Below are 13,726 nucleotides of genomic sequence, written 5' to 3'. Positions count from 1 at the left end.
CACGACTTTAGCCTTGAAGCATTGTATGGATAAGCGGGATAAACTTGTATGCCATGATGAACGGATCGGGACAATGGAACACGCCAGCCTGAGAGAGCTGGAAGCAGTCATCGCCATTGCACGGCGGGGGACATTCCGGTCCGCCGCCATCGAACTCGGCATGTCGACGACGGCGCTCAGCCACACGGTCAGCAAGCTGGAGGCAGGACTGGGGGTACGGCTGTTCAACCGGACCACGCGCAGCGTGTCACTGACAGAGGCCGGCCGGCTTTTCGTGCAGCAGATTTCGCCTGCGCTCCAGGATCTGCATACGGCTTTGGATAGCGTGCGTGCGCAACGCGACACCCCGTCCGGAACGATACGCATCAACGCTGCTCCCTTTGCAGCCCGCGCGATCCTTTCGCCGCTCGTGCTGGAGTTTCTGCGGCGCTATCCGGACATGCACGCCGATATCGTCACCGAAGGCAAGATGGTCGATATTGTCCGGGACGGGTTCGATCTGGGCGTCAGGGTTGCGGGGCTCGTTCCGAGCGACATGATCGCCGTGTCACTGGGCAAGCCACAGCGGCATGCGGTGGTGGGCAGCCCCGACTATTTCGAAAAACATGGCCGTCCGATGGTTCCGCCCGATCTGCTCAATCACCGGTGCATCCGCGTCCGCCTGCCCGATGGCGCGCTGTTCCGCTGGCGGTTCGAAAAGGATGGCGAGCAGCTGCATCTTGATGTGCCGGGCCCCATTACCCTCGATGAGGCCAGCCTTGTAAGGGCGGCAGCAATTGCAGGCACCGGTGTGGGCTATACGATGGAGCAGGAAGCGCTTGCTGATATCGAAGCGGGACGCCTTGTCCGGGTCCTTGAGGACTGGACACCGCCTTATCCGGGACTGTGCCTCTATTATCCCGGCCGCCGCAATCTTTCCGCTGGCGTGCGGGCGTTTCTCGATCTTGCCAGGGAATATGCGCGCCGCGCCGGATGAATGGCGGGACTTTCCAGGCCTGCCAAGACACAGGTCACGGAACGGAGATGCCACGGCCGTGGCCGTGGCATGAGGCAGCCCGGACGGGCTGCCCCCTTTCTCAGTTTGCCTTCTGCTGCTTCTCAGTGTCCTCGCGCATTTCAAGCCACATGGCGTTGAGGATGGCGAGACAGCAGGCCAGCGGCATGCCGAGGATCCAGGCGAAGTACCACATGGACGGTCTCCTTCAGTAAGCCGAATGATCGTTGGCGACGCTCTGCTCGCTCACCTTGCCCCACAGCACCCGGTAGACATAGGCGGTGTACATGAGGATCAGCGGCAGGAAGATGATGGTCGCAACGAGCATGTTGAACAGGGTGGCGTGACTGGAGGACGAGTCCCATACCGTCAGCCCGGCCTCAGGCTGCAGCGAGCTGGGCAGGATGAAGGGGAACATGGACGCGCCCACCGTGGCGATGATGCCGAAGACGGAGAGCTTCGAGGAGATGAAGGTCAGCGCCTCGAAGCGGGTGTTGAGGCCGATGAGCGCGCCAAGTGCCCCGGCAAAGCCGAGCACGGGGGCAATGATCATCCACGGATAGAGGCTGTAATTCTCCATCCAGGCGCCGGGCGCCCGTTCCACCACCTTGGCCAGCGGGTTGGCATGCATCTGCGGATCAATGGCGCTGGTGATGCGGTAGCCTTCGACAAAGCCGGAGGAGATGGCAAGGCCGCCAAGGGCAAAGAGCACGATGACAGCAAATGCAGCGATAGTGCCATAGAAGCGCGCCCGCCGTGCAACCACGCCATCCGCCTTGAGGCCAAGCCAGGCCCCGCCGTGCATCACAAGCATGGCGACGGAGAGCAGGCCGCAGAGCAGTGCGAAGGGCGAGAACAGGCCGAAGAAGGAGCCGGAATAAGTCATCCTCAGGTCATTGTCGAAGCTGAAAGGCACGCCCTGCAGCGCGTTGCCGACGGCCACGCCAAAGACCAGCGCCGGCACGGCACTGCCCGTGAACAGCGCCCAGTCCCAGCGGCTGCGCCAGACCGGATCCGGGCTCTTGGAGCGGTACTTGAAGGCGACAGGGCGCAGGATCATCGCCGCCAGCGTCACGAACATGGCAAGATAGAAGCCGGAGAAGCTGACGGCGTAGAGCGGTGGCCAAGCTGCGAAGATGGCCCCTCCACCCAGCACGAACCACACCTGATTGCCTTCCCATGTGGGAGCGATGGAGTTGATGGCGACGCGACGCTCGATGTCGGTGCGTCCAACGACGGGCAGCAGGGTGCCGACGCCCATGTCGAAGCCGTCCGTTGCGGCAAAGCCGATCAGCAGGATGCCAAGCAGGCCCCACCAGATGAGCTTCAGGACGGAATAGTCGATGAGTTCATAAAGGACCATGGTCTTACTCCGCAGCAATCTGGATGGGACGGGGCGAGGTCATGCCCGTCTCGGGAAGGGAGGGCTCTTCGGGCCCCTTGCGGATGTATTTCAGCAGCAGCTTCACCTCGATCACGAGAAGCACGGTGTAAAGCGCCACGAAACCGGCCAGCGTCAGCAGCACTTCCGTGACCGACAGGCTGGAGACACCGGCAGCCGTGGTCAGCATGCCTTCGATGATCCAGGGCTGGCGGCCATATTCGGCGACGAACCAGCCCATTTCGCAGGCAAGCCAGGGCAGCGGGATGGACCATACGGCCACATGCAGCAGCCAGCGGTTGTTCTGGCGGACCTTTTCCAGCTTGCCGGCCGAAGTCAGATAAAAGAACACTGCCGTCAGCAGGATGAAGAAGAAACCGCAGGCAACCATGATACGGAAGGCATAGAACATCGGCCAGACATTGGGCACCGTGTTCCAGGCAGCAGCATCGATCTGAGCTTCCGTGGCCTGCGTCAGCGTGTCCGTGTAGGGCTCAAGCAGATAGCCATAGCCCAGATCCTGCACATGCTGCTGGAACAGGGCGCGCTTTTCAGGCGTATCGTCTCCCCCGCGGATCTCGCGCAGGGTTTCAAGGGCGATGGCGCCGGAGCGGATACGCTCCTTCGACTGTTCCACCAGCTCCTTGATGCCGGCCATTTCCTGGTCCAGCGAGCGTGTGGCAATGAGCCCCATCACGTAAGGCACGTGGATGGCAAAGCTGTTCTCGCGCTTTTCCATGTCCGGAATGGCGATGATGTTGAAGGACGCAGGCGCGGGCTCGGTTTCCCACATGGCTTCCATCACGGCCAGCTTCATCTTCTGGTTCGTGTTGGCCTCATAGCCGCTTTCATCACCCAGTACGACAACAGAGAGGGCGGACGCAAAGCCAAAGGCGGCAGCAACGGCGATGGAGCGGCGTGCCAGCTCCAGATGGCGGCCTTTCAGCATGTACCAGGCCGAGACGCCCAGCACGAAGAGGGCTGCCGTGACATAGCCGGCCGAAACCGTGTGCACGAACTTGGCCTGTGCCACCGGGTTGAAGATCACCTCATAGAAGCTTGCGACTTCCATGCGCATCGTGTCGATGTTGAACACCGCACCCACCGGATGCTGCATCCAGCCATTGGCGATGAGGATCCACAGAGCGGAGAAGTTGGTGCCCAGCGCCATGGCCCAGGTCGCCACCAGATGGCCGCGCGGGGTCATGCGGTCCCAGCCGAAGAAGAACAGGCCGACGAAGGTTGCCTCCAGGAAGAAGGCCATCAACCCCTCGATGGCCAGCGGCGCGCCGAAGACATCGCCCACATACTGGCTGTAATAGCTCCAGTTCATGCCGAACTGGAACTCCATGGTGAGGCCTGTAGAGACACCCAGCACGAAGTTGATGCCGAACAGCGTGCCCCAGAATTTGACCATGCGCTTCCAGATCTCGCGGCCCGTCATCACATAGACGGTTTCCATGACCGCCAAAATGATGGAGAGCCCGAGGGTGAGTGGCACGAAGAGGAAGTGATATAGCGCAGTCATCGCAAACTGCAGGCGCGAGAGTTCTACGACCCCGATATCCATAGCTTGTCTCCCGTCCCGGACTGGCGCGAGAGCCCCATCTCACGTTCCGCCGGCGACATAGTTTCGGATTTGACGAACTATAGTATAACGTTGATGGACGTTTTGTTACCAACAGTTGCCGCGGCGCTTGCCCGCAGGGGCAACTGGGCGCAGGCGGCATGGTGACGCAGCCAGATCATGCTTTTATTTCAAGGCTTAACGCACCGCTCCATACGTATAGTCACGGATCAGCGGCCAGCTTGAAAATCAGTGTGCGTCAACCGTCAGAATGCGGGACGCCCGCTCCATTTCACGCTTCTGATGCGAGATCATCAGGATGGCAGACTCACCGCGCAGGCTTTCGATCGTGTCGAGCACACGGGCAGCACTTTGCGGATCAAGCCCTTCCGTCACCTCGTCCAGAAGCCACAGGCGGGGCCGCTGCAGCAGTGCACGGGCCAGCGTGAAACGCCGTGCCTCACCGCCGGAAAGGCCCGTACTGCCCTGCCCCAACTGGCTCATCAGGCCTTCCGGCCGGGCAGCGATGACATCCTGAAGGCCAACACGCTCCAGCGCCTGCCACATTTCGTCCGGGGTGGCATCAGGAGCTGCAAGACACAGGTTTTCGGCAACCGTTCCGGCGAAGAGAACGGGCTTCTGCGTAACCACGGCAACAGTACGGCGCAGGATTGCCTCGTCCAGCGCGCCGATTGGCTGGCCTTCCAGCCAGATCTGACCTCTGTCCGGCGGCATAAGGCGGCTGGCAAGAGCCAGAACCGTGGACTTGCCGCAGCCGCTGGGTCCGGCAAGGCAGAGCCACTCGCCCGGTGCAACCGTGAGGCTGAAATCCTCCAGCACCGGCCGGATGGCGCCGGGATAGGTAAAACTGACCGATGAAAGCGCCAGAACGGCGCCTGCGGGCGCGGTTCCGGCACCCTGTAACAATGCAGTCTCTGCCGGATGCCCATCGGCACTGGCGGCCAGCGGCACCAGCCGGTCTGCTGCGCGGCGGGTGCGGGTGAAGGCGGCAAGGCCAGGCAGCAGCCCGGCAAGCGTTTCGGCCAGCGCCAGCGAAGCAAGAATGACACCCGCAGCAATGGCAGCGCCTGCTAATCCGCTTTCCATCTCGCGTGCCATGACAACGAGTGCGATGGCGGCAATGCCCTGACCGGAGGCCATGACGGCAAGTTCCGCAAGGGACGTGACACGCTCGATGCGGCCGGCAGCCTTGGCACGGCGCCGGTCTGCGGCAAGAACGGCTTCCACTGGCTGATCGAGACCGCCATAGACGGCAAGATCGCGGCGGCCCGCCACGCAATCAACAGTACGCAGGCGGATGGCCTCTTCGGCCGCTTCCGCACGGCGCGCTTCCTGTGCCATGGCCGGCGCCATCACCCGGCGGGCGGCGCCCAGCAGCACCAGCGGGCCAAGCAGCACCAGCAGCAAGGCGGCGGGCACAAGGCTTGCCGCCATGAGCGCTGCCACCGCCAGCACGGCCGCCAGCGCAGCCGCAGGCACAGCAAGACGCAGATAGACCCGGTCGAGCTGATCGATATCCAGCGTGAGCCGGGACAATTTCAGGCCGCTGCGGCTCTGCAGGGCGCTGGCGGCACGGCGATGGGCAAAACCGGAAAAGACACGGGCGCGCAGATCCGCCAGAAAGCGGAACGTGGCATCATGCGTCAGCATCCTCTCGCCATAGCGCCCGGCGGTGCGGGCAATGGCAAAGGCACGGATAAGGGCACTGGGGACAAAGTAGTTGACCATCGTTCCCGCCGCACCTGCAAGTGCGCAGGCGGTGATGAACCAGCCGGAAACACCAAGCAGCAGGAAGCCTGCCAGCGCGGGAACGAGGGCTGCGGCAATCCCCAGAAGGAAACTTGAGCGGCCAGCGGCAAACTGCAGGCGCAGGAGCTGAAGGACGGATCTCATTCGGCGACCTCCGGCAGACTCTGGGGCTCGAGGTCGAAGACCCGGCCCGGCAGCGCAAGAAGTGCCGGATCATGGCTGGCGATGAGCGCGCTGCGGCCCTGGCACAGGATCTTGAGGCCTGCGATGACGACGGCTGCAGTGTCCTCATCAAGTCCGGCGGTGGGCTCGTCTGCAAGCACCAGCAGCGGATCAGCCCGCAGCATGGCGCGGGCAAGGGCGATGCGGCGCGCCTCGCCAACCGACAGGCCGAAGCCATCCTCGCCCAGGCTGGTCAACAGGCCGCGCGGCATCTGCTCGACCAGAGACTTCGCACCGGCCAATTCGAGCGCTGCCCACAGATCCGCGTCTGCCGCATCAGGCGCTGCGCGGCGCAGATTGGCGCGCACGGAACCGAAGAACAGGCGCGGATCCTGCGACAGCCAGGCAATGCGGCTGCGCCAAAGGCCCTGATCCAGCGCGGCAAGCGGCGTGCCAGCGATCAGGATTTCACCTGAAAGCGGCGGATTGAGGCCGATAAGCGCATCCATCAGCGTAGACTTGCCCGAACCACTTCGCCCGCGCAGATGTAGCAACTCACCGGGGCGCAGATCAAGATCAAGTCCGGCGAGCACCGGTCTGCCTTCATGACCAAGCGTGACAGAGCGGAATGTAACTGACACCGGCCCGGCGGGCGGCGTCATGATAGCCTGCACTGGCGCAGGAGCTTCATCCTGCTCCGGCATGGGCAGCTCGGCAAGATGCGCGGCAGCTGCCTGCGCACCGGCCTTGTCGTGATAGGCAGCGGCGAAGGCGCGCAAGGGCGAGAAGAACTCGGGTGCCAGCAGCAGGACGAACAGGCCGGACCACAGATCAACCGGCGCGCCCCAGGTTCCGAAACCGATCTGGCCAAGAAGGGAAAAGCCGACATAGACGGCAACAAAGGCTACGCCCAATGCGCTGAACAGCTCCAGCACAGTGGAGGACAGGAAGGCGATGCGCAGCACCTTCATGGTTGCAACGCGGAAGGACTGGCCGGCCTCGGCCACCTGCCGGCCCGTACGCTCTGCCGCGCCAAGAAGCTTGAGCGTTTCGAGCCCGGCCAGCCTGTCCATCAAGAATCCGCCAAGACGCGCGAGCTCGCCCTGCTGTTCGTCAGCAGCCGATTGTGCCCGCATGCCGATGAGGGCCATGAAAAGCGGGATCATCGGACCTGCCACCAGCAGAATCACGGCCACGAACCAGTTGACCCAGAGACTGACCAGCAGAATGGCCAGCGGGGCCAGAACCAGCCGGGTACGGATCGGCAGGAAGCGGCGGATATAGGGGCCCACGGCCTCCACCTGATCGGTGACGGCGGCCGCCACAGCGCCGCTGACAGGAAGCTTTGCAGCAGGGCCTGCCTTGGCGAGGCCTGTCAGCAAGCGGCGGCGCAGGGTAGTTTTCACGCGTTCGGAGGCGTCAAAGGCAAGGCGGCTTGCGGCGAAGGACAGGGCGTAGCGCAGAATGGCCAGCAGGATGACGGTGCCTGCCATCACCTGCGCCGTTTCAAAGGGCGACAGCGGCGCTGGCCAGCCAGGCAGTTTCAATGCAACGGGAAAGGCAATCTGCACCACAGCCGTGGCGATGGCCGCCGCCTGGGCAATCCAGAGGCAATCCGCCAGCCCTGCCAGCATCCCGGCGCAGGAAATGGTCCGGCGCTCCGGCTTTGTTATGGCGCGCAGCAGCGCTGTTCCTGCCGGAACAGATTTCACCTCATCCTTGCCTGCATCCGCGCCATGCACCGCGCAGCCGTCCGCTGCGATGTGGGCGCTTGTCTGCTCACTCATGCGTTTCCTGACCGGCTGTGCAAAGCAGCCTTGTCCGTCCCCCAACAGGGCCAGCCGCCATGCGGGTCACGGCAGCCAGCTTTACCTTAGTCCGGTTATAGACTGGCCACAGAGGGAGGCAACTTGGGAAAAAAACGCGTTTTGCCGCATGTGGACAGAAAATTCCGGTGGAGGCGGACGAATGGCCCTTCCTCCAACTCAGTCCTGCCACGGTCTGGGCCGTGGCAGGACTGAGTTGGAGGGGTAGCGGAGTTCGAGAGGCAGCAGAAGGCGTAAAAGCAAAAGGGCGGCCACCGGGGCCGCCCTTTCCAGTTCAATCCAGACCTGATCAGCGCATCGTCGGAATAACGAATTCGGCGCCGTCCTTGATGCCCGAGGGCCAGCGGGAGGTGACCGTCTTAGTGCGGGTGTAGAACTTGAAGGCGTCCGGGCCGTGCTGGTTCAGGTCGCCGAAGCCGGACTTCTTCCAGCCGCCGAAGGTGTGGTAGGCGAGCGGAACCGGGATCGGCACGTTGATGCCGACCATGCCGATGTTGATGCGCGAGGCAAAATCACGGGCAGCGTCACCATCGCGGGTGAAGATGGCAGCGCCATTGCCGTATTCATGACTCATCGGCAGATCGATGGCTTCCTCATAGGTCTTGGCGCGGACAACGGAGAGGACCGGGCCGAAGATCTCGGTCTTGTAGATCTCCATGTCCTTGGTGACGTTGTCGAACAGGCAGCCGCCGATGAAATAGCCGTTCTCATAGCCCTGGAGCCTGAAGTTACGGCCATCGACAACGAGCTTGGCGCCTTCCGCAACGCCCTTGTCCACGAGCCCCTTGACGCGGGTATAGGCATCCTTCGTCACCAACGGGCCGAAGTCGATGTCATTACCGCCGCTGTAAGGCCCGATCTTGAGGCTCTCAACGCGGGGGGCAAGCTTGGCGATGAGGCGGTCTGCTGTGTCTTCGCCCACCGGAACGGCCACAGAAATCGCCATGCAGCGCTCGCCTGCCGCGCCATAGCCGGCGCCGACCAGAGCATCCACCGCCTGATCCATGTCCGCATCCGGCATGATGATCATGTGGTTCTTGGCGCCGCCGAAGCACTGCACGCGCTTGCCCGCCGCGCAGCCGCGCGAATAGACGTAATGGGCGATTGCGGTGGAGCCGACAAAGCCGACTGCCTGGATGATATCGTCATCCAGAATTGCGTCCACGCTGTCCTTGTCGCCGTTGACCACGTTGAGGATACCGGCCGGCAGACCGGCCTCGATCATCAGCTCGGCCAGCATCAGCGGCACGGAGGGATCACGCTCGGACGGCTTCAGGATGAAGGCATTGCCAGCAGCGATGGCCGGGCAGAACTTCCACATCGGGATCATGGCCGGGAAGTTGAACGGGGTGATGCCTGCGACAACGCCAAGCGGCTGGCGCATGGAATACATGTCAATGCCGGGGCCTGCGCCTTCGGTGAACTCACCCTTCATCAGATGCGGAGCGCCGATGCAGAACTCGGCGACTTCGAGGCCACGGATCACGTCGCCCTTGGCGTCCGGAATGGTCTTGCCATGCTCGCGGGACAGGGCCTCGGCCAGCTTGTCCATGTCGCGGTGCAGAAGATCGACGAACTTCATCATCACGCGGGCGCGCTTCTGCGGGTTCTGCGCTGCCCAGGCGGGTTGGGCGGCAGCGGCATTTTCAACGGCAGCGCGCAGCTCGGCCTTGGTGGCCAGCGCCACCTGCGCCTGAACTTCACCGGTTGCCGGGTTGAAGACATCGGCGAAGCGGCCAGACGTGCCCTCCACGTGCTTGCCGCCGATGAAATGTCCGATCTTGCGCATCTGCTTTCCTCCGGGCTGGTGATGCCTCGCATGGCATCCATTTTGATGCCCTTGTCTTGCCTGTGTTATTTTGCAAAAACAACAGCGCATTTCCCGCAACCGCTGTGCATTTTTGCACATTCTGGAGCGCAGCATGAACTGGGATGACCTGAAGATCTTTCTGGCTGTCGCCCGCTCGGGCCAGATGCTTGGCGCGGCGCGGCGGTTGGGGGTGAACCATGCGACGGTCGCCCGGCGGCTGACCGCACTGGAAGACAGCCTGAACACACGGCTGGTGGAGCGCGGCACAACGGGATGCAGCCTGACGGAAGCGGGCGAACGGCTGCTGCCAGCAGCCGAACGGATGGAGGCGGAGCTGCTGGCAGCAAGCTCCAGCCTGTCCGGCACGCATCCGGGCATCAGCGGCACGGTACGCATCGGAGCGCCGGACGGTTTCGGCGTCACGTATCTTGCCCCGCGCCTTGCCCGGCTCACACGGGCGCATCCGGGCCTGACCATACAGCTTGTGCCGATGCCGCGCTCTTTCTCGCTCTCCCGGCGCGAGGCAGATATCGCGGTGACCATCGAACGGCCGGAGCATGGGCGGCTGGTGGCGGCGAAACTGGTGGATTATGCCCTCGGTCTTTATGCCTCCACGGAGTATCTCGCCCGGCGTGGCACACCGCAGACGCTCGCGGATCTTTCAGAGCATGATCTCGTCGGCTCGGTGGAAGATCTCATCTATTCCCCTGCCCTCAATTATGCGGCGGATTTTACCCGCAACTGGACATCCCGCTTCGAGATTGCCTCGGCGCTTGGCCAGACGGAGGCGGTGCGGGCGGGCGCGGGTATCGGCATTCTGCATGCCTTCATCGCCCGCAATGACGCAAACCTCCGGCCCGTTCTGCCGGAGGTGCAGGTGAAGCGGGCCTACTGGATGGTGACGCACGAAAGCTCCCGCCCGCTGCGCCACATTGCCGCCGTGCAGGACTTCCTGCGCGCCTGTGTGGCGGAGGACAGGGCAATGTTCGGGTGAGGAATGCCGGGCCTATGACTGCTTGACCGTTTCGAGGAAGGCCCTGACCTCCGCAAGGTTCTTCAGGCGGTGCACGGCCAGATGCGGCGGCGGGGATTGCCAGACCTCCAGCAGCTTGGCGCGGGCGGAGTGCCGGGTCGTCCAGATGAAATGCAGGAACTTGAGCGTTTCCTTGTTGAATTGCTCCGGGCAGCCTTCCGTCAGATCCGGACGGCTCTGCCCGCGGTAGCGCCAGCTGCGGCGCAGCACCCGGATCATGCGCAGCCAGACCGGCACATCAAGCCAGATGAAGGTATCGGACCGGGCGATCCGCTCCGGATAGGTGCGCGAATGGCCGCCCTCGAAGATCCAGCGCTCCTGCTGGTGGACTTCGCTGCTCAAGCGGTCCTTGTCTTCCTTGCTGCGCTCGACCCAGCCCGGCAGCCAATGGATCTGGTCCATGTGGAAGACAGGCAGGCCTGTGCGCTCGCCCAATTGCCGCGCGAGGATGCTTTTGCCCGAACCAGGACCGCCAACAATCATCACGCGCTGCATGTTCTGTCTCTGTCGAAGGGGAAGGGAACGGAAGGGGAAACAGACTGTTCAATGGACAGGCCGGACGAAGAAGGCCACCTTAAAGTTCAAATATGGCAAGGTTTCGCACGAGGAGAGAGACAATGACCTGGCTGAATGCACCCGATCCGGTTCCCGGTGATGCGGCGAGCTGTGACCAGATCGAGACCGTGATCATGCCGCGCACGTCGGACCTTGGCGGCTTTGAGGTGCGGCGCGCCCTGCCCTCCGCCCGGCGGCGCATGGTCGGCCCTTTCATTTTTTTCGACCAGATCGGACCGGCAGAACTGATCGTTGGCGGTGGCGTAGACGTGCGGCCGCATCCGCATATCGGCCTTGCGACAGTCACCTATCTGCTGGAAGGCGAGCTTTATCACCGCGACAGCCTCGGCTCCGACCAGCTGATCAAGCCGGGCGAGCTGAACTGGATGTCCTCCGGTCGCGGCATCGTCCATTCGGAACGGGAGCGGGACGAGCGCAAGGCAGCGCCCCGCCCTCTGTTCGGCACCCAGAGCTGGGTAGCCCTGCCGAAGCACATGGAGGAAAGCGAGCCCTTCTTCGCCCACCATTCCGATGCAGCCCTGCCTGCCCTGAGCGATCAGGGCGCAACCGTTCGGATTGTTGCGGGCGGGCTTTACGGGTCGCAGTCGCCGGTGAAAACGGCAACGGATCTTTTCTTCGCCGATGTGCATCTGGAAGCAGGCGCACGCATTCCTCTGGATGCAGGCTATGAAGAGCGCGGCATCTATATCCTGCAAGGCGAAGTCGAGGTGTCCGGCCAGACCTTTGGCGCCGCCCAGCTTCTCGTCTTCAAGCCCGGCGACCGGCTGGAGATCCGCGCCACGGCAAAGGGCCCGGCCCGCTTCATGTTGCTCGGCGGCGAGCCGATGGACGGGCGGCGCTATATCTGGTGGAATTTCGTCTCCTCGTCGAAAGAGCGGATCGAGCAAGCCAAGGAAGACTGGCGCAAGGGCAAGTTCGACATCGTGCCGGGGGACGAAGAGGACTTCATCCCGCTGCCGGAGGCCTGAACGGAGAGGCTTCAGAGCTTTGCCGAGTTTTCACTTCCCTTCCCCGTCCGGACGGTTAAACTCCTGATCATAAAGCCGGGTTCAACCGTTGGGGGGAATGGGAAATGACGCGGATTTCAGCCCTTGGCCTGCGCCATATGGCACTTTGCAGTCTATCTTTGTTCGCGATCCTTGCGGCGGTCCCAGCCGAGGCAGCGCGCACGGATGTGACGCTCGGCGTAAGGCTGGAGCCGCCTCACCTTGATCCTACCGCAGGCGCTGCAGCCGCCATTGACGAGGTTGTGTTCATCAACCTCTTTGAAGGCCTGACGCAGGTTGCTGCGGATGGCACCGTGAAGCCGGCGCTGGCCGAAAGCTGGACCATCTCGGAAGATGGCAAGACCTACACTTTCAAGCTGCGTGAAGGTGTAACCTTCCACGACGGCACCAGCTTTGATGCCGAAGACGTGAAGTTTTCGCTGGAGCGGGCCAAGGCGGCGAAGAGCGTCAATGCGCAGAAGGCCCGGTTCGAGGCGATCGAAAGCGTGACGGTTTCCAGCCCGTCCGAAGTGACCGTCGCCTTGAAGCAGCCTGTGGGGGATTTCATTACCCTGCTGGGAACCGGTGATGCCGTGATCGTGGCTCCGGAAAGCGCCGGGACCAACAAGACCGCCCCTGTCGGGACAGGTCCCTTCCGTTTCGGGCAGTGGGTGCAGGGCGACCGCGTGGAGCTGCAGAAGAATGCGGACTACTGGGGCACCCCGGTGAAACTGGACAAGGCGGTTTTCAAGATCATCGCCGACAATGCCGCCTCGTTTTCGGCGCTGATGTCGGGCGATGTGGACGGTTTCCCGATTTATCCGGCACCGGAAAACCTGCTGCAATTCGAGGCTGATCCACGTTTTGCCGTTGTGGTCGGCACGACCGAGGGCGAGACTGTGCTGGCCACCAACAATGCCCGCAAACCCTTCGACGACCCGCGCGTCCGGCAGGCGATGGCGCATCTGATCGACCGGCAGGCACTGATTGACGGTGCGCAGTTCGGCTATGGCACGCCTATCGGCTCCCATTTCGCCCCCCATGCCCCCGCCTATGAAGACCTGACGGACACCTATCCGTTCGACGTGGAGAAGGCTAAGGCATTGCTGGCGGAAGCAGGCTACGCAAATGGCTTCAAGGCCACCTTGAAGCTGCCGCCGCCCAGCTATGCCCGCCGCAGCGGCGAGATTCTGGCCGCACAGTTCAAGGAAGCAGGAATCGAGCTGGAGATCATTCCGCTGGAATGGGCGCAGTGGCTGGAGCAGGTGTTCAAGGGCAAGGACTATGACCTGAGCATCGTTGCCCACACCGAAGCCAATGATATCGATATCTATGCGCGGGATGACTACTACTTCAATTACAAGAACCCGGCTTTCAACGCACTGATGGCAAAGGTCAGGATCACCAGCGATGAGGCAGAGCGCAACGTGCTGCTGCGGCAGGCGCAGGAAATGCTGGCAAAGGATGCCGTCAACGGCTTCCTGTTTCAGCTGCCCAAGACCGGCGTGTGGGACGCGAAGCTGAAGGGCCTTTGGGAAAATGCACCAGTGCAGGCCAATGACCTGACCGGCGTCCATTGGGAAGACTGAGGCGCATGAGGGCAAGAACACAACGAGGCTCT

Annotated in this window: 11 protein-coding genes; 4 read left to right on the top strand and 7 right to left on the bottom strand. The window is 62.8% G+C overall.

Annotation, left to right across the window (positions count from 1 at the left end):
• Positions 1-25: 25 nt before the first annotated feature.
• Positions 26-976, top strand: coding sequence for a LysR family transcriptional regulator (locus V6L75_RS09855; RefSeq protein ID WP_334251342.1), 951 nt, complete (start codon positions 26-28; stop codon positions 974-976).
• Positions 977-1,076: 100 nt separating this feature from the next.
• On the opposite strand, the gene cydX is transcribed toward V6L75_RS09855, so the two are convergent.
• The 6 genes from cydX to V6L75_RS09825 all read right to left on the bottom strand — a co-directional run bounded on the left by cydX (position 1,077) and on the right by V6L75_RS09825 (position 9,489).
• Positions 1,077-1,190 carry a cytochrome bd-I oxidase subunit CydX gene (gene cydX / locus V6L75_RS09850; RefSeq protein WP_334251341.1) on the bottom strand — a complete coding sequence of 38 codons (114 nt, stop codon included), beginning with the start codon at positions 1,188-1,190 and terminating at the stop codon, positions 1,077-1,079.
• Positions 1,191-1,202: 12 nt separating this feature from the next.
• Complete coding sequence (gene cydB, locus V6L75_RS09845; RefSeq protein WP_334251340.1) at positions 1,203-2,357, bottom strand: cytochrome d ubiquinol oxidase subunit II; 1,155 nt, start codon at positions 2,355-2,357, stop codon at positions 1,203-1,205.
• 4 nt (positions 2,358-2,361) lie between these two features.
• Positions 2,362-3,945, bottom strand: coding sequence for a cytochrome ubiquinol oxidase subunit I (locus V6L75_RS09840; protein ID WP_334251339.1), 1,584 nt, complete (start codon positions 3,943-3,945; stop codon positions 2,362-2,364).
• 246 nt (positions 3,946-4,191) lie between these two features.
• Positions 4,192-5,856 (bottom strand): thiol reductant ABC exporter subunit CydC, encoded by a 1,665-nt coding sequence (cydC, locus tag V6L75_RS09835; RefSeq protein ID WP_334251338.1) that lies wholly within the window; start codon positions 5,854-5,856, stop codon positions 4,192-4,194.
• The gene (cydD, locus tag V6L75_RS09830; protein WP_334251337.1) at positions 5,853-7,661 is read right to left on the bottom strand and encodes a thiol reductant ABC exporter subunit CydD; all 1,809 of its coding nucleotides are present in this window, start codon (positions 7,659-7,661) and stop codon (positions 5,853-5,855) included. Before cydD ends, cydC begins: the two co-directional genes overlap by 4 nt.
• A 328-nt stretch (positions 7,662-7,989) precedes the next feature.
• On the bottom strand, positions 7,990-9,489 hold the full coding sequence (locus V6L75_RS09825; protein ID WP_334251336.1) for a CoA-acylating methylmalonate-semialdehyde dehydrogenase: 1,500 nt from the start codon (positions 9,487-9,489) through the stop codon (positions 7,990-7,992).
• Positions 9,490-9,622: 133 nt separating this feature from the next.
• Between V6L75_RS09825 and V6L75_RS09820 the strand changes: the two genes are divergently transcribed.
• A complete protein-coding gene (locus tag V6L75_RS09820; protein WP_334251335.1) occupies positions 9,623-10,504 on the top strand; it encodes a LysR family transcriptional regulator in 882 nt (293 codons plus the stop codon).
• Between the two features lie 12 nt (positions 10,505-10,516).
• Here V6L75_RS09820 and V6L75_RS09815 read toward each other — a convergent pair whose 3' ends face one another.
• Positions 10,517-11,038 (bottom strand): AAA family ATPase, encoded by a 522-nt coding sequence (locus tag V6L75_RS09815; RefSeq protein ID WP_334251334.1) that lies wholly within the window; start codon positions 11,036-11,038, stop codon positions 10,517-10,519.
• 122 nt (positions 11,039-11,160) lie between these two features.
• Here V6L75_RS09815 and V6L75_RS09810 point away from each other — a divergent pair, with 122 nt between their 5' ends.
• Both V6L75_RS09810 and V6L75_RS09805 read left to right on the top strand, forming a co-directional pair.
• Entirely contained in the window at positions 11,161-12,087 is a 927-nt protein-coding gene (locus V6L75_RS09810) for a pirin family protein (protein ID WP_334251333.1), read from the top strand.
• A 104-nt stretch (positions 12,088-12,191) separates the two neighbouring features.
• A complete protein-coding gene (locus V6L75_RS09805; RefSeq protein ID WP_334251332.1) occupies positions 12,192-13,694 on the top strand; it encodes an ABC transporter substrate-binding protein in 1,503 nt (500 codons plus the stop codon).
• Positions 13,695-13,726 lie beyond the last annotated feature (32 nt).

Source organism: Pannonibacter anstelovis (assembly GCF_036881715.1).
Taxonomy (GTDB): domain Bacteria; phylum Pseudomonadota; class Alphaproteobacteria; order Rhizobiales; family Stappiaceae; genus Pannonibacter; species Pannonibacter anstelovis.
Note: the sequence above shows the minus strand (reverse complement) of the source record. Positions and strands in the feature narration are given on the sequence as shown.

Bases quoted from the DNA above. Each gene is read 5' to 3' on its own strand.
- cydB (WP_334251340.1), bottom strand. From the start codon at position 2,357: ATGGTCCTTTATGAACTCATCGACTATTCCGTCCTGAAGCTCATCTGG.
- V6L75_RS09840 (WP_334251339.1), bottom strand. From the start codon at position 3,945: ATGGATATCGGGGTCGTAGAACTCTCGCGCCTGCAGTTTGCGATGACT.
- cydD (WP_334251337.1), bottom strand. From the start codon at position 7,661: ATGAGTGAGCAGACAAGCGCCCACATCGCAGCGGACGGCTGCGCGGTG.
- cydX (WP_334251341.1), bottom strand. From the start codon at position 1,190: ATGTGGTACTTCGCCTGGATCCTCGGCATGCCGCTGGCCTGCTGTCTC.
- V6L75_RS09805 (WP_334251332.1), top strand. From the start codon at position 12,192: ATGACGCGGATTTCAGCCCTTGGCCTGCGCCATATGGCACTTTGCAGT.
- cydC (WP_334251338.1), bottom strand. From the start codon at position 5,856: ATGAGATCCGTCCTTCAGCTCCTGCGCCTGCAGTTTGCCGCTGGCCGC.
- V6L75_RS09820 (WP_334251335.1), top strand. From the start codon at position 9,623: ATGAACTGGGATGACCTGAAGATCTTTCTGGCTGTCGCCCGCTCGGGC.
- V6L75_RS09825 (WP_334251336.1), bottom strand. From the start codon at position 9,489: ATGCGCAAGATCGGACATTTCATCGGCGGCAAGCACGTGGAGGGCACG.
- V6L75_RS09815 (WP_334251334.1), bottom strand. From the start codon at position 11,038: ATGCAGCGCGTGATGATTGTTGGCGGTCCTGGTTCGGGCAAAAGCATC.
- V6L75_RS09855 (WP_334251342.1), top strand. From the start codon at position 26: ATGGATAAGCGGGATAAACTTGTATGCCATGATGAACGGATCGGGACA.
- V6L75_RS09810 (WP_334251333.1), top strand. From the start codon at position 11,161: ATGACCTGGCTGAATGCACCCGATCCGGTTCCCGGTGATGCGGCGAGC.